A 23,823-nucleotide genomic window follows, 5' to 3' on the forward strand; every position below is an offset into this window, starting at 1 on the left:
CAGCCCAACTTGAAAAGCAGCACCCCGCCCGAATCTACCTATCGGACTTTCCATACGGAACGCATGAACATCATCGAACCCAGCATTCGCAATCTGGCGACCGCGAAGGAAGTGCTCCTCGCGCCCTACGGCCTCGACGAGGCAGTGCTGACGCGCACGCTCGGCGAGATCTTCACGCATCGCGTCGACTACGCCGATCTCTACTTCCAGGCCACGCGCAGTGAAGCGTGGAGCCTCGAAGAAGGCATCGTCAAGTCGGGCAGCTTCAGCATCGACCAGGGCGTCGGCGTGCGCGCCGTGTCCGGCGAGCGCACGGCGTTCGCCTACTCGGACGACCTCTCGCCCGAAGCGATCCGCCAGGCCGCCATCGCCACGCGTTCGATCGCGAAAGCAGGCGGCGGCAAGCAGAAGATCAAGGTGGCGACGTCGCTCAAGGGCATCGACGGTCGCAATCTGTATCTGCCGTCTGATCCGCTCGCCTCGCTCGACGCCACCGAAAAGGTCAAGCTGCTCGAGCGCATCGAGCAGATGGCGCGCGGGCGTGACCCGCGCATTACGCAGGTGATGGCCGCGCTCGCGGGCGAATACGACGTCGTGCTCGTCGCGCGCAGTGACGGTGCGCTCGCGGCGGACATCCGCCCGCTCGTGCGCGTGTCGGTTACGGTGATCGCCGAGCAGAACGGCCGCCGCGAAATCGGCAACGGCGGCGGCGGCGGCCGCTTCGACTACGGCTACTTCACCGACGACGTGCTCGCGAAGTATGTCGACGACGCGGTTCACGCGGCGCTCGTCAATCTGGAAGCGCGCCCCGCCCCGGCGGGCGCGATGACCGTCGTGCTCGGCCCGGGCTGGCCCGGCGTGCTGCTGCACGAGGCGATCGGCCATGGGCTCGAAGGCGACTTCAACCGCAAGGGCTCGTCGGCGTTCGCGGGACGCATCGGCGAGCGGGTCGCTGCGAAGGGCGTGACGGTCGTGGACGACGGCACGCTGCCGAACCGCCGCGGCTCGCTCAACATCGACGACGAAGGCAACCCGACGCAGTGCACGACGCTGATCGAGGACGGCATCCTGAAGGGCTACATCCAGGACTCGCTCAACGCGCGCCTGATGAAGATGCCGGTGACCGGCAACGCGCGCCGCGAGTCTTACGCCGCACTGCCAATGCCGCGCATGACGAACACCTACATGCTCAATGGCGACAAGGACCCGCGGGAAATCATCGCTTCGGTGAAGAGCGGCCTCTACGCGGTGAATTTCGGCGGCGGCCAGGTCGACATCACGAACGGCAAGTTCGTATTTTCGGCCTCCGAGGCGTACATGATCGAGGACGGCAAGATCACGTATCCGGTGAAAGGCGCGACGCTGATCGGCAGCGGGCCCGAGTCGCTCAAGTACGTGAGCATGATCGGCAACGACATGAAGCTGGACTCCGGCGTCGGCGTGTGCGGCAAGGAAGGCCAGAGCGTGCCGGTGGGTGTCGGCCAGCCGACTTTGCGTATCGATCGCATGACCGTGGGCGGCACCGTCTGATTACATGCACGGTGATGCGGAAATTCCGCATCACCGTGCAATTATTCTGCATATTGCGCGGCATATCCGCGCGAAGTCCGCGTTTTTGCATCACGGCGCTTGCCAGCGCCGGCTTGATCGGGTTATAAAGGCAATCAACCTTTTCGACGAACTTCACGTTCCAGAGCGCGATCCAGAGTCGCCAAAGTCACTTTTGCCATCTATGACCGCCACGAAGTTTTACTTTTATTTTTTCTGGTATCTCAGACCGCTGGCGGATCGAGAGGGTTGATAGTACGCGCAGGACCCGAATACACGAGAAACCGCCAGCAAAACTGGCGGTTTTTTTTTGCCTTCTACGTAACCGAGTCGCAATTTTCATCTAACCGATTTTCGCAGCGTCGCACGCTACAAACAGGATCAGGAGAAACCGCCATGCCCCCGCACAATACCGACGACGTCCGCATCCGGGAATTGAAAGAACTCACGCCGCCCGCGCACCTGATCCGCGAATTCCCGTGCTCCGAGGCCGCGTCGACCCTGATCTATGAAGCGCGCCAGTCGCTGCACCGCATCCTGCATGGCATGGACGACCGCCTGATCGTCGTGATCGGCCCGTGCTCGATCCACGACACGAAGGCAGCGGTCGAGTACGCCGAAAAGCTGCTTCCGCTGCGTAAGCGCTTCGCGGGCGAACTGGAAATCGTGATGCGCGTGTACTTCGAAAAGCCGCGCACGACGGTGGGCTGGAAAGGCCTCATCAACGACCCGTATCTCGACAACAGCTTCAAGATCAACGACGGCCTGCGCACGGCGCGTGAACTGCTCGTGAGCATCAACGAGCTGGGCCTGCCCGCCGGCACCGAGTATCTCGACATGATCAGCCCGCAGTACATCGCCGACCTGATCTCGTGGGGTGCGATCGGTGCGCGCACGACCGAATCGCAGGTGCATCGCGAACTGGCGTCGGGTCTGTCGTGCCCGGTCGGCTTCAAGAACGGCACGGATGGCAACGTGAAAATCGCCGTCGATGCGATAAAGGCGGCTTCGCAGCCGCACCATTTCCTCTCGGTGACGAAGGGTGGGCATTCGGCCATCGTCTCGACGGCAGGTAATGAGGACTGCCACGTTATCCTGCGCGGCGGCAAAACACCGAATTACGACGCCGACAGCGTGAACGCCGCTTGCACCGACATCGGCAAAGCCGGCCTCGCCGCGCGCCTGATGATCGACGCGAGCCACGCAAACAGCTCGAAGAAGCACGAGAACCAGATTCCCGTTTGCGCCGACATTGGCCGCCAGCTCGCGGCGGGCGACGAGCGCATCGTCGGCGTGATGGTCGAGTCGCACCTGGTCGCGGGCCGCCAGGACCTGAAGGAAGGTTGCGCGCTCACGTATGGCCAGAGCATCACCGATGCGTGCATCGGCTGGGACGAAAGCGTGGCCGTGCTCGAGGGACTCGCGGAGAGCGTCAAGCTGCGCCGCGTCGCTAGCGGCAGTGGCAACTGAAGGCAACTGAGCCGCCTCGCACGCAGAATCACATGCGCAAAAACCCCGGCTCACGCCGGGGTTTTTCATGTAGATCGCCCGACTTTCTTGCCGGGCTTGCTACTTTTCGGGGTACAGGCAGCGACGCTTAGCTGAGCATGCCCGAGCCGAAGATCTCCGTGTGAATGCGCTTGGGATCTACGCCGCGCGCAACGAGCGCCGCGAGTTGCTCGCGCATGAACGCGACGGGGCCGCACAGATAATAGTCGGCGTTGGGCAGCAGCGCGGCCTCCTCGATGCGGCCGATATCGAGCCGGCCCTCGAAGTCGTAGTCGACGCCCGCGCGGTCGTTTGCACCCACGGTTTCGTAGAACACGGCACGGCGGAAGTTGGGATGACCGTCGGCAACTTCGTGCAGCCAGTCGCGGAAAGCGTGAACGCTCGCATTGCGGCAGGCGTGCACGAACGTGACCGGGCGAGCACTCTTTTCGGCCATGAGCGTCGCGAGCATCGACGCCATCGGCGTGATGCCGACGCCACCGCTCATCAGCACGACCGGCGAGTCCTTCGAGCGGTCGAGCGTGAATTCGCCCATCGGCGCGCTGACGTGAACGACGGTGCCTTCCGTCACGCCGTCATGCATCAGGTTCGACACGTGGCCCGGGTGTGCCTCGCCACGCCCCGATTCGCGCTTGACCGAGATGCGCAGCCAGCGGCCGTGCGGTGCATCGGAGAGGCTGTATTGACGCGGCTGATCGACGCCGAGCTTGTCGACGTAACGCACCACGCTCACGTACTGGCCGGGTTCGAAGCCACCTGCGGGCGAGCCGTCGGCAGGCGCGAGATAGAACGAGGTGATCTCGTCGCTTTCGACGTGCTTCTTGACGACCTTGAACGGACGGAAGCCGCTCCACGATGCGCCGTCGTACAGCTTTGCCTCGACGCCGATCATGATCTGCGCGAGCTGCTCGTAGGCGACGGTCCATGCATCGAGAGTGGGCTGATCGACTGCGTCGCCGAGCACATCGACGACCGCGCCCAGCAGATGGCGCCCGACGATCGGATAGTGTTCCGGACGAATGTTCAGGCTCGCGTGCTTGTGAGCAATGTGCGTGACCGCGCCGCCGAGCGCGCCCAGATTGTCGATGTTTGCTGCATACGCATAAACGGCGCGAGCAAGCGTTTCTGGCTGGCTGCCGCTTTGCTGGTGCGCCTGGTTGAAGAGATTCTTCAGTTCCGGATGCGCATTGAACATCCTCGTGTAGAAATGCTTGGTGATCGTGGCGCCGTGCTCGGCAAAAACAGGAGCAGTGGCCTTGACGAGGGCCATTTGATCGGCGGTAAGCGCAGTCATTCTTCAGTTTCTCCGCGTTAAAGATGCCCACACGATACATCTTTGATGCAACGCAAAGTCCGGGCATTTTGTCGCAGGTGCAGCAATCTGCTTTTGGCCCTTAATTTTCCGCGCGGGGAGGGTTGTTGCCACCCTGTTTTTTACCCCTGAATTGCCGGCGTTCCGACGCCGCTCATCAGCCCGCCGATGCGCCGCGGTCGTTGCGCCAGTACACGTCATCGCCACCATCAGCGCGATTGAGCACGCGCGACAGCACGAACAACAGGTCGGAGAGCCGGTTCACATAGCGACGCGGTGTATCGGCAAGCGGCGCCCCCTGCTCTACCGATGCCGCCCCGAGTGCCACCACAACACGCTCGGCACGCCGGCACACGGTGCGACACACGTGCGCGAGGGCCGCCGCACGCGAGCCGCCCGGCAGGATGAACTCCTTGAGCGGAGGCAGTCCGGCGTTGTACTCGACGAGCCAGCCGTCGAGCCGCGCGAGATGGGCGTCGGTCACGATCGTATGGCCCGGCATGCAAAGCTCGCCACCCAGGTCGAAGAGATCGTGCTGAATCGCCGTGAGCGCGGCGCGCACATCGTCGGGCAACGTCTCGCACAGCAGCACGCCGATCTGCGAATTGAGTTCGTCAACATCTCCGATCGCCGCGATCCGCGCATCGTCCTTGCGAACGCGGCTGCCGTCGCCGAGTCCGGTGGTGCCGTCGTCGCCTGTGCGCGTGACGATCTTGCTCAGCCGATTACCCATGATGTGTCCTCCGAAACTATGTGAATCGTGTACTTGCGCGCCGCTGCGCGTGGCCGGACATTATAGTTTTTGTGCGTCGCATGAATGGCCTGGCGCTCGCGGCAAGCCCTCGCGGGCGCCATCGTTCAGCGTAGAATGAACCGCACAGAAAACAGCGACCATACGAAGGAGACCCCGCGTGAATCACCCCGCGCCGCCGGCCGTCGCACGCCGCCCGTTTCCCGCCGAACTCCTCGACACACTCCGCACCACGTTCGGCGACCGTGTCTCCAACTCTGAGGCGGTGCGCGCCCACCATGGCCGCGACGAATCCATGTTCGACCCGCAACTGCCCGACGCCGTCGTGTTCGCGCGCAGCACCGAAGACGTCCAGGCGGCCGTGAGACTGTGTGCGCAATATGGCGTGCCCATCATTCCCTACGGCAACGGATCGTCGCTCGAAGGCCACCTGCTGGCCGTGCAGGGCGGCGTGTCGATCGACCTCTCGGAGATGAACCGCGTGCTGTCGATCAACGCGGAAGATCTCACCGTGACCGTCGAGCCCGGCATCTCGCGCAAGCAGCTGAACGAAGCGCTGCGCGATACGGGTCTCTTCTTTCCGATCGATCCCGGCGCGGACGCAAGCATCGGCGGCATGTCCGCGACGCGCGCTTCCGGCACCAACGCCGTGCGCTACGGCACGATGCGCGAGAACGTGCTTGGGCTCACCGCGGTCCTCGCCGACGGCCGCGTCATCAAAACCGGCTCGCGTGCGCGAAAGTCGTCGGCGGGATACGACCTCACGCGCCTCTTCGTTGGCTCCGAGGGTACGCTTGGCGTCATCACCGGGATCACCTTGCGGCTGTATCCCCAGCCCGAGGCGGTGTCGGCTGCCGTCTGCACATTCCATTCGATGGCCGACGCCGTGCGTACCGTGATCGAGACGATCCAGATCGGTGTGCCGGTCGCGCGCGTGGAGTTCATCGACTCGCTCGCCGTGCGTGCGCTCAACCGCCATTCGAATCTGACGCTGCGCGAAGCGCCCACGCTCTTTTTCGAATTCCACGGCACGGCCGCGGGCGTCGAGGAACAGGCGCAACTCGTGCAGGAGATCGCCGCGCAGAATGGCGGCGACGGTTTCGAATGGGCGACTCGCCCCGAAGACCGCACCCGGCTCTGGAACGCCCGTCATAACGCGCTTTTCGCAATGCTGCAATTGCGGCCGGGCAGCCGCGCCTTGTCGACCGACGTCTGCGTGCCGATCTCGCGCCTCGCGGAATGTGTCGTCGAAACGGAAGCGGACCTGAAGACGTCGCCGCTGACCTGCCCGATCGTCGGCCATGTCGGCGACGGCAACTTCCACGTTTGCATGCTGGTCGACCCGACCAAACCGGAAGAGATCGAGGAAGCCGAACGGCTGAATCACCGCATCGTAAAGCGCGCGCTCGCGATGGACGGTACCTGCACGGGCGAGCACGGCGTCGGCCTGCACAAGATGGGCTTCCTCGTGGAAGAACATGGCGTAGACACCGTGGACACGATGCGCGCGATCAAGCGTGCGCTCGATCCGCACAATCTCATGAATCCTGGAAAGATTTTTTCGTGGGCTGTCTGAGCGTCTGAGCGACATCCGGGCCATGGCCCATCGTACGGCGGCGGGACAAAACTGCGCAGAACTGCGGGAGGACACATGAATGCACCGGGCGAAATGTCGCCGGAAGTACTCGCGCAACGACAGCGCGAAGTGGTCCAGGCCTTGATGGCGGTGCTGCCTGCGCACTGCCTGCTGCATCGGGAAGAGGACACGGTCGCCTACGAGTGCGACGGCCTCGCTGCGTACCGGCGTCTGCCGCTCGCGGTCGCTTTGCCGGAAACGGAATCGCAGGTCCAGCGCGTCGTGCAGATCTGCCGCCGCCTCGACGTTCCGGTCGTGCCGAGAGGCGCGGGCACCGGTCTTTCCGGCGGCGCCATGCCGATCCGCCACGGCATTGTCCTCTCGCTCGCACGCTTTCGTCGCATTCTTGAAGTCGATCCATACGCCCGCACCGCGACGGTTCAACCCGGGGTGCGCAACCTTGCGGTGTCCGAAGCGGCCGCGCCATTCGGGCTCTACTACGCGCCCGATCCGTCGTCGCAGATCGCCTGCACGATCGGCGGCAATGTGTCCGAGAATTCGGGCGGCGTCCATTGCCTGAAATACGGCCTCACCGTGCATAACGTGCTGCGCGTGCGTGCCGTGACGATGGACGGCGAGATCGTCGAGTTCGGCTCGCTCGCGCCCGACGCACCGGGCCTCGACCTGCTCGCCGTGATGATCGGCAGCGAGGGCATGTTCGCGATCGTGACCGAAGTGACTGTGAAGCTGATCCCGCGCCCGCAGACCGCCCAGGTCATCATGGCCAGTTTCGACGATGTCGTGAAGGGAGGCGACGCCGTCGCGGCCATCATTGCAGCCGGCATCATTCCAGCCGGCCTCGAAATGATGGACAAGCCGGCCACACGCGCCGTCGAAGAATTCGTGAACGCGGGCTATGACCTCGAAGCCGAGGCGATCCTGCTGTGCGAGTCGGACGGCACACCGGAGGAAGTCGCAGACGAAGTGGCACGCACGACGCTCGTGCTGCGCGAACACGGCGCGACGCGCATCCAGATTTCGCGCACCGAGGAAGAGCGGCTGCGCTTCTGGTCCGGCCGCAAGAACGCGTTCCCGGCGGCAGGCCGCATCTCGCCCGATTATTACTGCATGGACGGCACCGTGCCACGCCGCACCATCGGGCTGCTGCTTGCGCGCATCCACGAGATGGAACAGCAGTATGGATTGCGTTGCATCAACGTGTTCCACGCGGGCGACGGCAACATGCACCCGCTCATTCTCTTCAACGGCAACGACCAGGACGAGTGGCACCGCGCCGAGGCGTTCGGTTCCGACATCCTCGAAACCTGCGTCGAACTGGGCGGAACGGTGACCGGCGAACATGGCGTGGGTATCGAAAAAATCAATTCGATGTGCGTGCAGTTCTCGCCTCAGGAACGCGATGCGTTCCACGCCGTGAAGCACGCATTCGACCCCGCCGGCTTGCTCAACCCCGACAAGGGTATTCCCACCCGCGCGCGCTGCGCCGAGTACGGCAAGATGCACGTGCGCGGGAACCTGCTGCCGCATCCCGAACTGCCGAGGTTCTGACGCAAGGACAGCCGGCGCCGCGCGCGCCGACTGTCCTTGCGGCACCGCACGGCCGCCTCTGCCGCTACTGATCGACGCACCCGGCAATACGGGTCGGCTCCGGGTTGCCAGGGCGGGGCCTGTGGCTACAATCAAACGAACGACAACGACAATCACGCCATGGAAGACGACGACATCGTAGCCGTCTGGTCGGACCGCGTTCGCGCGGCCACCGCCGATGGCCGCCCATTGCGCATACGCGGCGGCGGTACGAAGGACTGGTACGGCCAGGCACTCGAGGGCGAGATTCTCGACACGCGCGCGCATCGAGGCGTCATCGCCTACGATCCGGCTGAACTCGTGATCACCGCGCGCGCGGGCACATCGCTCGCCGAAATCGAAGCGACGCTCGCCGCGCAAGGCCAGATGCTCGCGTTCGAACCACCGCACTTCGGCGCGCAGGCCACCTTTGGCGGGTGCATTGCGGCCGGCATCGCGGGCCCGCGCCGCGCGGCGGCGGGAGCGGCTCGCGACTTCGTGCTGGGTGCGGTGATCATGAACGGCCATGGCGACGTACTGCACTTCGGCGGCCAGGTCGTGAAAAACGTAGCAGGCTACGACGTATCGCGCCTGCTCGCCGGCTCGCTTGGCACACTTGGGCTGATGCTCGAACTGTCGGTGAAAGTGCTGCCCATGCCGCAGGCCGAAGCGACGCTCAAGTTCGACATGAGCGGAAGCGACGCAGTGCGCAAGCTCAACGAATGGGGGGGACGCCCGTTGCCGATCACGGCGAGCGCCTGGCGAAACGGCACGCTCGCTGTCAGGTTGGGTGGCGCGGATGCTGCAGTGAAGTCCGCGCGCGCGTCGCTGGGCGGCGAGGTGGTGGACGCGGTGGAAGCCGAACGCTTCTGGGCTGGCCTGCGCGAGCAGAGCGATCCGTTCTTCGCGGCCATCGCGCCGGACGCGGCGCTCTGGCGTCTCGCGCTGCCCTCGATCGCCGAGCCACTGCAGTTGCCCGGCGCCCAATTGATGGAATGGGGCGGCGCGCAGCGCTGGTGGATCACGGAAACCGACGCCCAAACCGTGCGCATCACAGCCAAGCAGGCAGGCGGCCACGCGACGATGTTCCGCACCGGCCGGGACTACGACCGCAGCGCAGGCGTGTTCACGCCGCTGCCCGCGCCGCTCATGAAGATCCACCGAGGCCTGAAGGCCGCCTTCGATCCGGCCCGCATCTTCAATCGCGGCCGGTTGTACTCCGACTTCTGAACCCAACGACCGCCCGCAATGCAGACAAACCTCGCGGACTTCATCCGGAACACCGCCGACGGCGACGAAGCGGACGCCATCCTGCGCAAGTGTGTTCATTGCGGCTTTTGCACGGCAACGTGCCCGACCTATCAACTGCTCGGCGACGAACTCGACGGTCCGCGCGGACGCATCTACCTGATGAAGCAAATGGTTGAGGGTGCCGACGTGACGAGGAGCACGCTGATGCACCTCGACCGCTGTCTCACGTGCCGCAGTTGCGAGACCACCTGCCCCTCGGGCGTGCAGTACGGCAGGCTCGTCGAAATCGGCCGCAAGCACGCCGAGGCGATGGTGCCGCGTCCGCTTCGCCAGCGCATCCTGCGCCGGGTGCTGGCGAGCTTCGTGCCGCGCCGGGCGCTGTTCTCGCCAGCGATGCGGCTTGGACAGCAACTCCGTCCGCTCCTGCCACGGCGCCTGCGCGACAAGGTGCCCGTACGCCAGCGCCCGCTCGTCTGGCCCACGGCGAAGCACGCGCGCAAAATGCTGATGCTTACGGGCTGCGTGCAGCCTTCGATGATGCCGAACATCAACATCGCGACAGCGCGCGTGCTGGATGCACTCGGCATTGAGACCGTCGTGGCGCCCCAAGCCGGCTGCTGCGGCGCGATCCGCCTGCATCTGGGTTACGTGGACGAAGCCCTCGCCGACGTGCGCGCGAACGTCGATGCCTGGTGGCCCTACGTCGAGCAAGGCGTGGAGGCGATCGTGATGAACGCCTCGGGCTGCGGCGCGACGGTGAAGGAATACGCGCACCTCTTGCGCAGTGAACCGGCCTATGCGGAGAAAGCACGCCGTATCGTCGAGTTGACGCGCGACCTTTCCGAAATCCTCCCTGCGTTCCAGGATCAGCTCATCGCGGCGACGCGCCGACGTGGCATCCACACGGTGGCGTGGCATCCGCCCTGCACGCTGCAGCATGGCCAGCAGTTGCGCGGCGGCGTGGAAAAGGTGCTGGGCGCGCTCGGTCTTGACGTGCGCCTGCCAACCGACAGCCACTTGTGCTGCGGCTCGGCTGGCACGTATTCGATCTTGCAGCCACGCCTGTCCTATACGCTGCGCAACCAGAAGGTCGAGCACCTCAAGGCGCTCGATCCGCAGTTGATCGTGTCGGCGAATATCGGCTGCATCGCGCACCTGCAGAGCGGCACAACGATACCGGTCACACACTGGATCGAGCTGGTCGAACATATGCTGGCGGCGAACTGAACGCACGAAGTCGAAAAGTCGAATCAGCGTAACGGAGCGCCGGACACGAAAAAAGCCGGCCGTTCGGCCTATGTTTCGCATCCGGCGCAGTCCGTATAATTCCCTTCGTTCGTTCCGGTTCGTTTAAACGGCCGCCTGCAACGCGAGGCGGCCAGCCCCAAGTCCCATGACCGATCTCGCCCGCAATCTCGAAGCCGTCCAGCAACGCATCGCCGCCGCCGCCCGCAACGCCGGCCGCAATCCGCATTCGGTCGCGCTGCTCGCAGTTTCCAAGACATTCCCCGCGCAGGACGTGCGTGCCGCGCACGCGGCTGGACAGCGTGCATTCGGCGAGAACTACGTGCAGGAAGCCGTGGACAAGATCGAGGCGCTCGCCGATCTGCGCGCCAGCCTCGACTGGCATTTCATCGGGCCGCTCCAGTCGAACAAGACACGGCCCGTGGCTGAACGCTTCGACTGGGTGCATTCGGTCGATCGCCTCAAGATCGCGCAGCGTCTCTCGGAACAGCGGCCCGTAGGCATGGCACCGCTCAACGTGTGCTTGCAGGTCAACGTCAGCGGCGAGGCCAGCAAAAGCGGCGTCGCACCGCAGGAAGCAGCGCAGATTGCGCGTGCGATCGCGGCGTTGCCCAATCTGCGGCTGCGGGGACTGATGTCGATTCCCGAACCGGAGTCCACCCTCGCGGGCCAGCGCGCGCCGCACCGGCAACTGCGCGAGTTGTTCGACGCACTTCGCGCCGACGGGCTCGCGCTGGACACACTGTCGATGGGCATGTCGGCCGACCTCGAGGCGGCCGTGCTCGAAGGCGCGACGATCGTGCGGATCGGCACCGCGATCTTCGGCGCTCGCGACTACGCTCACTGATTCACTGACGCTCTCCATCACCATGAAAATTGCATTCATCGGCGGCGGCAACATGGCCGCCGCACTCATCGGCGGCCTGATCCGCAAAGGCGTGCCCGCCAGCAATCTGTACGCGATCGATCCGAACGAGGACGTCCGCAAGCGCAACGCCGACCAGTTCGGCGTGCGCACCGCCGCGAGCGCCGACGCGGCACTCGCCGATTACGACGCCGTGCTGCTCGCGGTCAAACCGCAGATCGCAAAGGGCGTGGCCGAAGGAATCGCGCCTCATCTCGGGGCACACCAGGTGGTCATCAGCATCATGGCCGGCATCCGGATCGACGACCTGTCGCGCTGGCTCAATGGCCACGCACGCATCGTTCGTACGATGCCGAATACGCCTGCGCTGATCGGGATGGGGGCGACGGGTCTCGTCGCGAGCCTCGGTGTGGACGCGGCGGGCCGCCAGCTCGCATCGGACGCGCTGGGCGCGGTTGGTCAGACCGTGTGGTTCGACGACGAAGCAAAGATCGACGCGGTCACCGCGATTTCGGGCAGCGGTCCGGCGTATGTGTTCTATTTCATCGAGGCGCTGGAAGAAGCGGCGCGCCAGCTTGGCATGGACGAGCAGCAAGGTCGCGCACTCGCCATCGCGACGTTCACGGGCGCAGCGCAACTCGCGTTGCAGTCGGAGGAATCACCCTCGGTGCTGCGCGAACGCGTGACGTCGAAGGGCGGGACGACGGCCGCGGCGCTTGCTTCATTTGCGGCGTCCGGCGTAAAGGATGCCATCGTGCGCGGCGCATTGGCCGCCAACGCGCGCGCGAAGGAAATGGGCGAGGAGTTCGGCAAGCAGTAAGCGAGCCGGATTCGCAGCAGTACGCGTGTTTCTGGTGAAGCACGCGTCTGCCGCCGTGGCGCTTGCGCCCGAAGCGGCAAACGCGCCGCGCCGGCACACCGTTACATCGAAGCGAAAGCGTAATGCGCTGCGATGCCCGCAAACAGCGCCCCGCCGAGCCAGTTGTTGTGGCGGAAGGCGGCGAAGCACGGCATGCGTTCACGGTCTTTAATGAGCGTGTAGTGGTACACCGCGCAGCCTGCCGCGGCGGCCCAGCCGATCCAGTAAAGCAGCCCGAAGCCAAGCTCGATGCCGACCCAGACGTAAACGCCAAGCGTCGCCGCGTAGCACAGCATGATCGCAAGCACATCGAAACGGCCGAACGTCAGTGCAGAGGTGCGGATACCGATCTTGATGTCGTCGTCGCGATCGACCATAGCGTATTCGGTGTCGTAGGCGACCGACCAGAGCACGTTCGCCGCCAGCATGATCCAGCCGATGAGCGGCACGTGATCCTGCACGGCGGCAAAGGCCATCGGAATGCCAAAACCGAACGCGATGCCCAGATACGCCTGCGGAATCGCGAAGAATCGCTTCGTAAACGGATACGACACCGCCACGAACAACGCCACCACCGAAAGCTCCTTCGTGAGCGTGTTGAGCGGCAAGATCAGGAGGAACGAAACGAGCGCGAGCACCGCTGCAATCGCCACCGCCTCCCACGCGCGGATCCGGCCCGACGTGATGGGCCGTTCGGCTGTTCGCTTCACGTGGCGGTCGAAATCGCGGTCCGCATAGTCGTTGATCGCGCAGCCCGCCGAGCGCATGAGCACGGTACCGACGGTGAAAATCACGAGCAGCGCCAACGGCGGGCGGCCGTTCGAGGCGATCCACAGCGCGTTGAGCGTAGGCCACAGCAGCAGCAGGCTGCCGATCGGCTTGTCCATGCGGACGAGCCGCAGATAGAGCGGGATTCGGGCGAACATGGTCGGAGCAAAAAAATGATGCCGCTATTGTAGGCCAGCGTGTCCAGCAAACGCCGCCTCGCGCACAGGCCACCGCGCACGAGAATCGGGCGCAGTTGATTGCTCATCGGGCGCCAGCCATCAAAATAAAGGCCTGCTGGACATTCCAGCAGGCCCACGCAGCAACGAAGCCAACGAATCGCGGTACCCTGCACCGCGAAAAACCGGTTATGCCAACATCGCGCGCAGCATCCACGCTGTCTTTTCGTGCGTCTGCATGCGCTGCGTGAGCAGATCGGCGGTCGGCTCATCGGAGGCGGCTTCCGTCGCCGGGAAAATCGCGCGCGCCGTGCGCACCACGGCTTCCTGGCCTTCCACGAGCTGGCGGATCATCTCTTCCGCTGCCGGCACGCCGTCCGCTTCCGGAATCGACGAAAGCTTCGCAAACTCCTTGTAGGTTCCTGGCGCGTGCACGCCCAGCGCGCGAATGCGCTCGGCGATCAAGTCAACGGCCAGCGCCAGTTCCGTGTACTGCGTCTCGAACATCAGATGCAGCGTGTTGAACATCGGCCCCGTGACATTCCAGTGGAAATTGTGTGTCTTCAGGTAAAGCGTGTACGTGTCGGCGAGCAGGCGCGAAAGGCCCTCCGCAATCTTCTTGCGATCCTTGTCGCTAATGCCGATATTCACATGCTGCACAGTTGCTTTTTTAGCCATGACAACTCCTTGTTTGCAGGGAGACGAACCATCGGTGTCGATCCGGTTACGCCGCTTCGCTGGCGATCCGTGAACGATCGAATTAATGTAAGTTTATCGTAGGGTGCGGAACAGAAACGATCATCTGTCCCTGTCTACCGCACAGCGCAACGTTATTGCGAGTTCCCCGGATTCAACCACCGAAGAGACGCACCGCCGCGTGAACAGCGAGCACGAGCATCCCGCCCGCGAAAATCGCGAAGCCACTTGCGCGACGCAGCGACCCAGTATGCAGCGGAAGACGGGTAAGAGCGTGCATCACTTCCTCCAGTTGATTTCAGGTAGAGATCAGTTGGAAGAATTCTAATGCAGCTATTGATAGTTTATTTTTGATTTATTTAATCTATTAAATAGCATTTAACGTGGCGCACAGCCAATCGCCGTGGGAAGCGGAAAGGGAAAATAGACTACGCCGCCAGCCAGCGCTAGCGGCGGTTTCAAGGAGCCAAAACGTCAGGCCACCTCGGCCGGCGCCTCGATCTTTCTGACGCCGGGCAGGTCGCAGGCCTGTATGGCGTCGACGATCGCCTCGATCGCGGGCAGGCGCGTAAAGCTCTTGCGCCACGCAAGCACAACGCGCCGATCCGGCACCGGCTCATCGAACGGCACATACGAGAGGAGTCCCGAGTCGGCGCCGCCCGCATGCGGCTTCACTTCCTGCACCGACATGCGCGGCAGCACCGTGATCCCGACGCCGCTCGCGACCATGTGGCGAATCGTTTCGAGCGACGAGCCCTCGAAGGTCTTCTGGATGCCGTCCGCGTTCTGCGAGAAGCGCATCAGTTCAGGACACACGCCCAGCACGTGATCGCGGAAGCAGTGGCCGCTGCCGAGCAGCAGCATCGTTTCCTGCTTGAGATCGTCGGGGTCGATCTTTTCGCGCTTTTCCCACGCGTGACCGGACGGCAGCGCGACGACGAACGGTTCGTCATACAGCGCGCGCAGCGTGAGGCCGGTTTCGGGAAACGGCAGCGCCATGATCGCCACGTCGATTTCGCCCTGCTTGAGCAGTTCGATCAGCTTGAGCGTGTAGTTCTCCTGCAGCATGAGCGGCATCTGCGGGACGCGCTTGATCATCTGCTTGACCAGCGTCGGAAGCAGATAGGGTCCGATCGTGTAGATCACGCCAAGCCGCAGCGGCCCGACGAGCGGATCCTTGCCCTGCTTGGCGATTTCCTTGATGGCAAGCGTCTGTTCGAGAACGCGCTGCGCCTGGGTGACGATCTGTTCGCCGATCGGCGTCACGCTCACTTCGCTCGTGCCGCGCTCGAAAATCTGCACGTTGAGTTCGTCTTCGAGCTTCTTGATGGCGACCGATAAAGTCGGCTGGCTGACGAAACAGGCTTCGGCGGCCCGTCCGAAGTGGCGCTCGCGGGCAACCGCGACGATGTATTTCAGTTCAGTGAGCGTCATTTCTTTAGGGACCAATCAGGAAAGGTAATTCGATAGTCTGTACTTATACACCTATGGCGTCGATTCGCCAATATTCAACGCCCATATTCGGGCGGGAACACGCGATTGAGCAGGTAATGCTTAGATGTACGTTCGAAGATCCGTCGGCGCTGTCCGTCAGGCCTTCAGATATTGCTCGCGCGCACCTAGCCAGCGGTTCAGGTGCTGTGTGACGACGTGCGGCCAGTCGTGCAGCAGCCGGTCGGCTGCGCCGCGCGCCGGTTCGATGAGCCAGGCATCCGTTTCGAGGTTCGCGAAACGCAGCATCGCTGCACCCGACTGGCGCGCGCCGAGGAATTCGCCGGGGCCACGGATCTCCAGATCGCGGCGCGCGATTTCGAACCCGTCGGTGGTTTCGCGCATCGTCTGTAGACGCGCACGGCCCGTGAGCGACAACGGCCCGCTGTAGAGCAGCACGCACACCGACGCCGTGCTGCCACGCCCCACGCGCCCACGCAGCTGATGCAGCTGCGCGAGGCCGAAGCGCTCGGCGTGCTCGATCACCATCAGCGAGGCATTGGGCACGTCCACGCCGACTTCGATCACGGTCGTCGCAACGAGCAGCTGCACTTCGTTGCGCGAGAACGCGTCCATCACAGCGGCCTTCTCCGTCGACGAGAGTCGTCCGTGCACGAGCCCGACCGTCAGTTCCGGCAGCGCGGCCACGAGTGTCTCGTAAGTCTCGACGGCGGTCTGCAGTTGCAGCGTCTCGCTCTCCTCGATCAGTGGACAAACCCAGTAGACCTGGCGCCCCGTCAGCGCCGCCGCGCGCACGCGCGCGATCACTTCTTCACGGCGCGCATCGGAGACGAGCTTCGTGAGGATCGGCGTGCGGCCGGGCGGCAGTTCGTCGATCGTGGAGACGTCGAGGTCCGCGTAGTAGGTCATCGCGAGCGTGCGCGGGATCGGTGTCGCCGACATCATCAGCTGATGCGGCTGAAATTCACGCGCGCCGTGATCGGCGGACTTTGCGTTCTGCGCCTTCGCGCGCAGCGCGAGCCGTTGCTCCACACCGAAGCGGTGCTGTTCGTCGACGATCACGAGGCCGAGGCGCGCGAATTCGACGGCGTCCTGAATGATCGCGTGCGTGCCGATCACGAGCTTCGCCGTGCCGAGCGCGGCCGCTTCGAGTGCCGCACGCTTCTCTTTCGCCTTCAGACTGCCCGCGAGCCACGCCACCTGCACGCCGAGCGGTTCGAGCCAGCCGCGCAGCTTGCGCGCGTGCTGCTCCGCGAGAATTTCGGTGGGCGCCATGAGCGCCGCCTGATAACCCGCGTCGATGGCTTGCGCGGCCGCGAGCGCCGCCACCACCGTCTTGCCGCTGCCGACATCGCCCTGCAAGAGACGCTGCATCGGATGCGGCTCTTCGAGGTCGTGCGCGATCTGCGCGACGACACGCTGCTGCGCGTTCGTCAGCTGGAACGGCAACGACGCGCGAAGGCGCGCGACGAGCGGCGCGGTTGCGTCATCGGCGGTGTCGCTTGCGCTGGCGTTCGTCGCAATCTCGCGCGACGGCATGACCGGTGCCGCTCGCGTGCGGCGCTCTTCGTGGGCTCGTTTGAGCGAGAGCTGCTGCGCGAGCAGTTCCTCGAACTTGATGCGTGTCCACGCCGGATGCGTGCCGTCCATCAGCGCGGTTTCGTCGGCACCGACGCCCGGATGGTGCAGCGTCTTCACCGACTCCATCAGCTGGGGCAAGTGAAGCGGTTCCATGAACTCGCGCGCGACAGCCTCCGGCAGCAGTTCGGGCAGCGACGCGCGCGACAGCGCATTGTCGATCGCCTTGCGTAGATACGCCTGACTCACGCCCGCCGTCGACGGATAGACCGGCGTGAGCACCTGAGGCAACGGCGTGTCGTCCTCGACGACGCGCACCGCCGGATGCACCATCTCCATGCCGAAGAATCCACCGCGCACGTCGCCGCGCACGCGCAGGCGTCGGCCCATTGCCATCTGCGTGACCTGCGAGCCGTAGAAGTTCAGAAAGCGCAGGACGAGTTCGTCGCCGTGGTCGTCGCGCAGCTTCACGAGCAACTGGCGGCGCGGACGGTAGGCGATCTCGTTGTCGAAAACAACGCCTTCGCTCTGAGCGACGCCGCCCGGCAGTAGCTCGCCGATCGGCGTCAACGTGGTTTCGTCCTCGTAGCGCATCGGCAGATGAAGCACGAGGTCGATGTCGCGCGTGAGGCCGAGTTTGGCAAGGCGATCGGCGGTTTTCGTGACTGCGGGCTTCTCTTTCGCGCCCGGCGTCTTCTTCTTGCCCTTCGGCGCGTCGCCTGCGCCGCCATTCTCGTCGTCGGCGGGCGGCGCGCTCGCCGCGCTCACCACGCGTTTGCCGCGCTTCGCGGCTGGCGGCAACGGTGCAGCGGACACATCGCGGTCGCTTGCGGTCTCCGGAGCGGTCTGTCCAGCGCCCGCCGCGTTGTTCGTGACATCCGCGACATTCGCGACATCCGCATCTCGCCGCGACTGCGTCCGGCGCTTCGGAGTGCGCTGCGCATTCGCGCGCTCGCCGTCTGCCGCCGCGTCGCGCGCACCGGCGCGCTCGCGCGGATCGCCGGACGAGTCGGGTTCGGGCATCAGACGGCTCACAGATGAGGGCATAGGCAGCTTCGCAAGTACAATATCGGCTTTCCGGCGTGACGCGGCAGACAACGGACGCGAGTCCGGCGGTTGATCCGCATGTCAACGGCGCGCATGTCGACGGCGTCCAATGTCAACCGCACGGCAAGCGTTGCACGCATAGCTTGCCGCGTCGAGCGTGGGCAGTCCCGCCATCATAGCCGCTCGCCGCGCCGCGGCGGGCGTTCCGGCCCCGATCGCCACACGCGAGGTGTCTCTCGTGACAGCGCCACCCGCCGGATTTCAATTGCATTCCCGTTTCGTCAGGCAGCATGTTCAAGCTTTCCGATTTCGATTTCGACCTCCCCGCCGAGCTGATTGCGCAGACCGCCCTTCCCGAGCGCAGTGCGAGCCGTCTGCTTGAGGTCACACACTCCGGCAGCCGCACGCAGCCCGCACATTTTGTCGACCGCCGGTTCTCCGAGCTGCCCGAGTGCATCGCGCCAGGCGACCTGCTCATCTTCAACGATACCAAGGTGCTCAAGGCGCGTTTCTTCGGCCAGAAGGCCAGTGGCGGCAAAATCGAGGTGCTCGTCGAGCGCCTGACCGGCGCGCGCACGGCGCTCGCGCAGATCCGCGCGAGCAAGAGCCCCTCGCCTGGCACGACGCTACGCCTCGCCGATGCATTCGACGTGACGGTCGGCGAACGTGTCGAGCCGTTCTACACGCTGCATTTCCCCGACGATTGCCTCACGCTGATCGAGCAGTACGGCCGCCTGCCGCTGCCGCCCTACATCACGCACGACGCCGACTCCACTGATGAGACGCGCTACCAGACCGTGTTCGCGCAGAATCCAGGCGCCGTGGCCGCGCCTACGGCAGGACTGCATTTCGACGACGCGATGCTCGCGAAACTCGACGCGATGGGCGTCGAGCGCGCGACGCTCACGCTGCACGTGGGCGCGGGCACGTTCCAGCCGGTACGCGTGGAAAACATCGACGAGCACAAGATGCACAGCGAGTGGTATCAGTTGCCGCAGTCGCTCGTCGACAAGATCGCGGCCGCGCGTGTTCGCGGCTCACGTGTGATCGCGGTGGGCACGACGTCGATGCGCGCACTCGAAGCCGCCGCACGCGATGCCGAGCGCGAAGGACGCCCGCTTGCGGCGACGTCGGCAGAAACCGACATTTTCATCACGCCGGGGTACAAGTTTCGCGTGGTGGACCGGCTCGTGACGAACTTCCACCTGCCGAAGTCGACACTGCTGATGCTGGTGTCGGCGTTCGCGGGGATCGAGACAATTCGCGCGGCGTACCGTCATGCGATCGAGGAGCGCTATCGCTTCTTCAGCTACGGCGACGCGATGCTGCTGACCAGAACTGCCGACGCACTCAACGTGTAAGAAGCACCCACACAGGTTTTCCCAAACCGCCGCGCATGCACGTGAACACACGGCGGTATTCACCATCTGCGCCGGACTGTCTTCCGGTGGCACAGGAGTCAACGCATGACCGACGGTCATCAAAACAACGCACGCGCCGAGCACGGCACCTACCTCGGCGAACGTCCGCAAAACGGCCTGAAATTCGAGCTGCTCGGCACCGATGGTCTCGCACGTCGGGGCCGCGTCACGCTGAACCACGGGGTCGTCGAAACGCCGATCTTCATGCCCGTGGGCACGTACGGCACAGTCAAGGCGACGCAGCCGCGCGAACTGGAAGAAATGCGCGCGCAGATCATCCTCGGCAACACGTTCCACCTCTGGCTGCGACCGGGGCTGGAGACGATCGAGGCCCACGGCGGCCTGCACCGATTCATGGGCTGGAACCGCCCCATCCTCACCGACTCGGGCGGCTTCCAGGTCTTCTCGCTAGGCGATCTGCGCAAGATCTCCGAAGACGGCGTGCGCTTCGCATCGCCCGTCAACGGCGACAAGCTGTTCCTCTCGCCCGAAGTGTCGATGCAGATCCAGAAGGTGCTGAATTCGGACATCGTCATGCAGTTCGACGAATGCACGCCCTACGCGACGAACGGCGTGCCGACGACTCACCAGGAAGCCGCCGACTCCATGCGCATGTCGATGCGCTGGGCGAAGCGCTCGATCGACGAGTTCAACCGCCTCGGGAATCCGAATGCGCTCTTCGGCATCGTGCAGGGCGGCATGTTCGAGGACCTGCGCGACGAATCGCTGGCCGGCCTCGCGCAGATGCCGTTCCATGGTTTCGCGATCGGCGGGTTGTCGGTCGGCGAACCGAAGGAAGACATGATGCGCGTGCTGGAGCACATCGCACCGAAGCTCCCCGCCGACAAACCGCACTACCTGATGGGGGTCGGAACGCCGGAGGATCTCGTGGCGGGTGTGGCCTCGGGCGTCGACATGTTCGACTGCGTCATGCCGACGCGCAACGCGCGCAACGGCTGGATCTTCACACGCTTCGGCGACATCAAGATCCGCAACGCGACGCACCGCAACTCGCTGCGTCCACTCGACGAGCAATGCGGCTGCTACACCTGTCGCAATTTCACGCGCGGCTATCTGCACCACCTGCATCGCGTCGGCGAGATTCTCGGCGCGCAGCTCAACACGATCCACAATCTGCACTACTACCTTGAGCTGATGGGCGAAATGCGCGTGGCGATCGAAACGAAGACGTTCGCGGCGTTCCGCCAGCGCTTCCACGAGAACCGTGCCCGGGGCGTGGAGCAGTAGCGGCGGCTTTAGCGGTGATCCGTTCGCGGTATCGCCGTGCATTACAATTAACTTTCACCGACGACGACGGCCGGACGATCCGGCACGTCGGTCCAGCGCAGCGCCAGCGTAGTACCGACGAACCACTTCAACCGTCGCCCGAAATGCGCTTTTGCCGGCTTGCGTTTTTATCGCCGCGTTGGGTGCCTGCGCTTTGGTCTTCGCTATGGCCCTCGTTGTAGCCAACCATCGGGGCCTTGATCGCCCTAACCAGCATTGACCCGCATCTAACCCGCATTTAACCGCTTGATCGGAAAGCCAATTTCGCGACGTCGTGACACCAGCCGCCGGTGGTAGAATAACCGGCTTGATTTTTGATCGTGATCGTATAACCGGAGAGACCAACGTGTCGTTCATTTCCAATGCCTTCGCACAAGGCTCCGCAGCAGGTGGCGCAGAATCCAGCCTGATGAGCTTCCTGCCGCTGATCCTGATGTTCGCTGTGCTCTACTTCATCATGATCCGTCCGCAGATGAAGCGTCAGAAGGAACACCGCAACATGCTCGCGGCCATGGCCAAGGGTGACGAAGTCATCACGAGCGGCGGCATCGTCGGCAAGGTGACGAAGGTCAGCGAAGCGTATGTCGGCGTCGAAATTGCTGACGGCACCGAGATCACCGTGCAGAAGTCGTCGGTTTCGACGATCCTGCCGAAGGGCACGATCAAGTCGCTGTAAGCCCTCGCTCGCGAGGTTCACAGGCCGCTGCGTTTGATCGGGCGGACTCACGCGTCCGGCAACGTCCAAGCTGACCACAGCAAGGGCCCTGCCGGACGCGCGCGCATCGAGCAGGCAGTTCTCCTCCCCCGTTGGGTCAACCAATGAACCGTTATCCCCTCTGGAAATATGTCGTGATGGTCGTGGCGCTCGCCATTGGCCTCGTGTACACATTGCCCAATTTCTTCGGCGAAGCACCCGCGGTCCAGGTGTCGAGCGGCAAGGCCACCGTCAGGCTCGACAACACCACGCTCGAGCGGGTGGAAGCCGCGCTCACCGCGAACAGCATCCGGGCCGACGACGTCACGTTCGACAACTCGGCGATGAACGCGAACATCCGCGTGCGCGTCGCCGACACGGACACGCAGCTGCGACTGAAAGACGCGCTCTCGAAGGCGCTGAACGCCGACCCGAACGATCCGCAGTACATCGTCGCGCTGAACCTGCAGAGCGCCTCGCCGCGCTGGCTGACGGCCATGCGCGCGCTGCCGATGTACCTCGGCCTCGATCTGCGCGGCGGCGTGCACTTCCTGTTGCAGGTCGACATGAACGGCGCGCTGAACAAGAAGCTCGATTCGGACGCCGCCGATGCGCGCACGATGCTGCGCGACAAGAACATCCGTGACGGTGGTGTGAACCGCGTGGACCAGTCGGTGGTGATCGATTTCGCCGATCCGGCGGTCGCTGAAGAAGCGCGCAAGGTGCTCGCGTCCGGCGTCAGCGAACTCCAGTGGGCCGCGCAGAACAAGCCGGAAGGCGGCGTGCAGCTTGTCGGCACGTTCACGCCGGCGGTGAAAACAGCAGTTCAGCAGGCGGCGCTGAAGCAGAACATCCAGACGCTGCACAACCGGGTGAACGAACTCGGCGTCGCCGAGCCCGTGATCCAGCAGCAGGGCAACGACCGCATCGTGGTCGAGCTGCCGGGCGTGCAGGACACCGCGAAGGCGAAGGACATCATCGGCCGCACGGCGACGCTCGAAGCACGTCTCGCCGACCCGATGGGCCTGCATCCGGACCCGAACGCGCCGGTCCCGCCCGGTAGCGAACTCTTCACGCAGGGCAACCAGGTGCCGGTGTGGCTCAAGAAGCAGGTGATCTTCACCGGCGACCGCATCATCGACGCGTCCGCGGGCTTCGACGAGCACCAGCGTCCGTCGGTCAACATCCGTCTCGACTCGGCGGGTGGCCGCGCGGTGCGCAGCGTCTCGCGCGACAACATCGGCAAGCCGATGGCGATGGTGCTGTTCGAGCGCGGCAAGGGCCAGGTGCTGACGGTCGCGACGATCCAGTCGGAACTGGGCGACCGCTTCCAGATCACGGGCCAGCCCACGCCGCAGGCCGCCGCCGACCTCGCGCTGCTGCTGCGCGCCGGCTCGCTCGCGGCACCGATGGAGATCATCGAAGAACGCACGGTTGGCCCGAGCCTCGGCGCCGATAACATCAAGAAGGGCTTCGACTCGGTGATCTACGGCTTTGCCGCGATCTCCGTGTTCATGATCGCCTACTACATGCTGTTCGGTGTGGTCTCGGTGATCGGCCTCTCGGTGAACCTGCTCCTGCTCATCGCGGTGCTCTCGATCCTGCAGGCCACGCTCACGCTGCCGGGCATCGCCGCTATCGCGCTCGCGCTCGGTATGGCGATCGACTCGAACGTGCTTATCAACGAGCGCATCCGCGAAGAGCTGCGCAACGGCGCGCCGCCGCAGCTCGCGATCCAGAACGGCTACGCGCACGCCTGGGCGACGATTCTCGATTCGAACGTGACCACGCTCATCGCCGGTCTCGCGCTGCTCGCATTCGGCTCCGGCCCGGTGCGCGGCTTCGCGATCGTGCACTGTATCGGCATTCTCACGTCGATGTTCTCGGCCGTGTTCTTCTCGCGCGGACTCGTGAATCTCTGGTACGGCGGCAAGAAGAAGCTCAAATCGCTGGCCATCGGCCAGGTGTGGCGTCCGGCGCCGGAGATGGCAGGTGCGGGCGGTGCGGCAAGCGCAGGCGCGCTCGGCGTGAACGATGCCGACACCGACACGGCTCGCGCCCTCGCCGGTGCAGCGAAGCGTCGTGAAGCGACGAGCGGAGCGAAGGCTCCGACCGGCGCCGCACGCGCCAAGCCGGTCGTGCGCCGCAGGAACGGGCAGAGTGGCCCAGGCAACCCGGGCTCGTCCCGCTGATACGGAGTC

The 23,823-nt window shown here is 64.5% G+C and carries 19 protein-coding genes; 12 read left to right on the forward strand and 7 right to left on the reverse strand.

What is annotated here, in order from left to right:
• Positions 1–63 precede the first annotated feature (63 nt).
• Both tldD and aroG read left to right on the forward strand, forming a co-directional pair.
• A complete protein-coding gene (gene tldD / locus D1Y85_RS19220; RefSeq protein ID WP_124152663.1) occupies positions 64–1,530 on the forward strand; it encodes a metalloprotease TldD in 1,467 nt (488 codons plus the stop codon).
• Between the two features lie 414 nt (positions 1,531–1,944).
• Entirely contained in the window at positions 1,945–3,018 is a 1,074-nt protein-coding gene (gene aroG, locus D1Y85_RS19225; RefSeq protein WP_124152664.1) for a 3-deoxy-7-phosphoheptulonate synthase AroG, read from the forward strand.
• Positions 3,019–3,145: 127 nt separating this feature from the next.
• On the opposite strand, the gene hmpA is transcribed toward aroG, so the two are convergent.
• Together hmpA and D1Y85_RS19235 are read right to left on the reverse strand one after the other, a co-directional pair.
• Positions 3,146–4,351, reverse strand: coding sequence for an NO-inducible flavohemoprotein (gene hmpA, locus D1Y85_RS19230; protein ID WP_124152665.1), 1,206 nt, complete (start codon positions 4,349–4,351; stop codon positions 3,146–3,148).
• A gap of 175 nt (positions 4,352–4,526) precedes the next feature.
• The gene (locus D1Y85_RS19235; protein ID WP_124152666.1) at positions 4,527–5,102 is read right to left on the reverse strand and encodes a cob(I)yrinic acid a,c-diamide adenosyltransferase; all 576 of its coding nucleotides are present in this window, start codon (positions 5,100–5,102) and stop codon (positions 4,527–4,529) included.
• Positions 5,103–5,280: 178 nt separating this feature from the next.
• On the opposite strand from D1Y85_RS19235, the gene D1Y85_RS19240 reads away from it, so the two are divergent.
• The 6 genes from D1Y85_RS19240 (at position 5,281) to proC (ending at position 12,464) form a co-directional block, all read left to right on the forward strand.
• Complete coding sequence (locus D1Y85_RS19240; RefSeq protein WP_124152667.1) at positions 5,281–6,696, forward strand: FAD-linked oxidase C-terminal domain-containing protein; 1,416 nt, start codon at positions 5,281–5,283, stop codon at positions 6,694–6,696.
• Positions 6,697–6,771: 75 nt separating this feature from the next.
• Positions 6,772–8,265 carry an FAD-linked oxidase C-terminal domain-containing protein gene (locus D1Y85_RS19245; RefSeq protein ID WP_124152668.1) on the forward strand — a complete coding sequence of 498 codons (1,494 nt, stop codon included), beginning with the start codon at positions 6,772–6,774 and terminating at the stop codon, positions 8,263–8,265.
• 159 nt (positions 8,266–8,424) lie between these two features.
• Complete coding sequence (glcE, locus tag D1Y85_RS19250; protein WP_124152669.1) at positions 8,425–9,513, forward strand: glycolate oxidase subunit GlcE; 1,089 nt, start codon at positions 8,425–8,427, stop codon at positions 9,511–9,513.
• Positions 9,514–9,531: 18 nt separating this feature from the next.
• Positions 9,532–10,761, forward strand: coding sequence for a glycolate oxidase subunit GlcF (gene glcF, locus D1Y85_RS19255; protein ID WP_124152670.1), 1,230 nt, complete (start codon positions 9,532–9,534; stop codon positions 10,759–10,761).
• A 166-nt stretch (positions 10,762–10,927) separates the two neighbouring features.
• Positions 10,928–11,626: a YggS family pyridoxal phosphate-dependent enzyme gene (locus D1Y85_RS19260; RefSeq protein WP_124152671.1), complete on the forward strand. Its 699-nt coding sequence runs from the start codon at positions 10,928–10,930 to the stop codon at positions 11,624–11,626.
• A gap of 22 nt (positions 11,627–11,648) precedes the next feature.
• Positions 11,649–12,464, forward strand: a complete 816-nt coding sequence (gene proC / locus D1Y85_RS19265; RefSeq protein WP_124152672.1) for a pyrroline-5-carboxylate reductase — start codon at positions 11,649–11,651, stop codon at positions 12,462–12,464.
• Between the two features lie 101 nt (positions 12,465–12,565).
• Here proC and ubiA read toward each other — a convergent pair whose 3' ends face one another.
• The 5 genes from ubiA to recG all read right to left on the reverse strand — a co-directional run bounded on the left by ubiA (position 12,566) and on the right by recG (position 18,220).
• Positions 12,566–13,429: a 4-hydroxybenzoate octaprenyltransferase gene (ubiA, locus tag D1Y85_RS19270; RefSeq protein ID WP_124152673.1), complete on the reverse strand. Its 864-nt coding sequence runs from the start codon at positions 13,427–13,429 to the stop codon at positions 12,566–12,568.
• A 207-nt stretch (positions 13,430–13,636) separates the two neighbouring features.
• The gene (locus tag D1Y85_RS19275) at positions 13,637–14,125 is read right to left on the reverse strand and encodes a Dps family protein (protein WP_124152674.1); all 489 of its coding nucleotides are present in this window, start codon (positions 14,123–14,125) and stop codon (positions 13,637–13,639) included.
• Positions 14,126–14,297: 172 nt separating this feature from the next.
• On the reverse strand, positions 14,298–14,423 hold the full coding sequence (locus D1Y85_RS27960) for a hypothetical protein (protein ID WP_281278303.1): 126 nt from the start codon (positions 14,421–14,423) through the stop codon (positions 14,298–14,300).
• 194 nt (positions 14,424–14,617) lie between these two features.
• Complete coding sequence (locus D1Y85_RS19280) at positions 14,618–15,577, reverse strand: hydrogen peroxide-inducible genes activator (RefSeq protein WP_124152675.1); 960 nt, start codon at positions 15,575–15,577, stop codon at positions 14,618–14,620.
• Positions 15,578–15,733: 156 nt separating this feature from the next.
• Complete coding sequence (recG, locus tag D1Y85_RS19285) at positions 15,734–18,220, reverse strand: ATP-dependent DNA helicase RecG (protein WP_246024980.1); 2,487 nt, start codon at positions 18,218–18,220, stop codon at positions 15,734–15,736.
• A 290-nt stretch (positions 18,221–18,510) separates the two neighbouring features.
• Here recG and queA point away from each other — a divergent pair, with 290 nt between their 5' ends.
• From queA to secD, 4 genes are all read left to right on the forward strand, one after another.
• Positions 18,511–19,581 (forward strand): tRNA preQ1(34) S-adenosylmethionine ribosyltransferase-isomerase QueA, encoded by a 1,071-nt coding sequence (gene queA / locus D1Y85_RS19290; protein WP_124152676.1) that lies wholly within the window; start codon positions 18,511–18,513, stop codon positions 19,579–19,581.
• 105 nt (positions 19,582–19,686) lie between these two features.
• A complete protein-coding gene (gene tgt, locus D1Y85_RS19295; RefSeq protein ID WP_124152677.1) occupies positions 19,687–20,889 on the forward strand; it encodes a tRNA guanosine(34) transglycosylase Tgt in 1,203 nt (400 codons plus the stop codon).
• Between the two features lie 385 nt (positions 20,890–21,274).
• Positions 21,275–21,604, forward strand: coding sequence for a preprotein translocase subunit YajC (gene yajC, locus D1Y85_RS19300; RefSeq protein WP_042262488.1), 330 nt, complete (start codon positions 21,275–21,277; stop codon positions 21,602–21,604).
• 143 nt (positions 21,605–21,747) lie between these two features.
• Positions 21,748–23,814, forward strand: a complete 2,067-nt coding sequence (secD, locus tag D1Y85_RS19305; protein ID WP_124152678.1) for a protein translocase subunit SecD — start codon at positions 21,748–21,750, stop codon at positions 23,812–23,814.
• Positions 23,815–23,823 lie beyond the last annotated feature (9 nt).

Origin of the sequence: Paraburkholderia dinghuensis (genome assembly GCF_003837865.1) — a bacterium.
In the GTDB taxonomy this organism is placed as follows: Bacteria; Pseudomonadota; Gammaproteobacteria; order Burkholderiales; family Burkholderiaceae; genus Paraburkholderia; species Paraburkholderia dinghuensis.

Coding starts and splice junctions, on each gene's coding strand:
- tldD (WP_124152663.1), top strand. CDS start 64: ATGAACATCATCGAACCCAGCATTCGCAATCTGGCGACCGCGAAGGAA.
- aroG (WP_124152664.1), top strand. CDS start 1,945: ATGCCCCCGCACAATACCGACGACGTCCGCATCCGGGAATTGAAAGAA.
- hmpA (WP_124152665.1), bottom strand. CDS start 4,351: ATGACTGCGCTTACCGCCGATCAAATGGCCCTCGTCAAGGCCACTGCT.
- D1Y85_RS19235 (WP_124152666.1), bottom strand. CDS start 5,102: ATGGGTAATCGGCTGAGCAAGATCGTCACGCGCACAGGCGACGACGGC.
- D1Y85_RS19245 (WP_124152668.1), top strand. CDS start 6,772: ATGAATGCACCGGGCGAAATGTCGCCGGAAGTACTCGCGCAACGACAG.
- glcE (WP_124152669.1), top strand. CDS start 8,425: ATGGAAGACGACGACATCGTAGCCGTCTGGTCGGACCGCGTTCGCGCG.
- glcF (WP_124152670.1), top strand. CDS start 9,532: ATGCAGACAAACCTCGCGGACTTCATCCGGAACACCGCCGACGGCGAC.
- D1Y85_RS19260 (WP_124152671.1), top strand. CDS start 10,928: ATGACCGATCTCGCCCGCAATCTCGAAGCCGTCCAGCAACGCATCGCC.
- proC (WP_124152672.1), top strand. CDS start 11,649: ATGAAAATTGCATTCATCGGCGGCGGCAACATGGCCGCCGCACTCATC.
- ubiA (WP_124152673.1), bottom strand. CDS start 13,429: ATGTTCGCCCGAATCCCGCTCTATCTGCGGCTCGTCCGCATGGACAAG.
- D1Y85_RS19275 (WP_124152674.1), bottom strand. CDS start 14,125: ATGGCTAAAAAAGCAACTGTGCAGCATGTGAATATCGGCATTAGCGAC.
- D1Y85_RS27960 (WP_281278303.1), bottom strand. CDS start 14,423: ATGCACGCTCTTACCCGTCTTCCGCTGCATACTGGGTCGCTGCGTCGC.
- D1Y85_RS19280 (WP_124152675.1), bottom strand. CDS start 15,577: ATGACGCTCACTGAACTGAAATACATCGTCGCGGTTGCCCGCGAGCGC.
- recG (WP_246024980.1), bottom strand. CDS start 18,220: ATGCCCTCATCTGTGAGCCGTCTGATGCCCGAACCCGACTCGTCCGGC.
- queA (WP_124152676.1), top strand. CDS start 18,511: ATGTTCAAGCTTTCCGATTTCGATTTCGACCTCCCCGCCGAGCTGATT.
- tgt (WP_124152677.1), top strand. CDS start 19,687: ATGACCGACGGTCATCAAAACAACGCACGCGCCGAGCACGGCACCTAC.
- secD (WP_124152678.1), top strand. CDS start 21,748: ATGAACCGTTATCCCCTCTGGAAATATGTCGTGATGGTCGTGGCGCTC.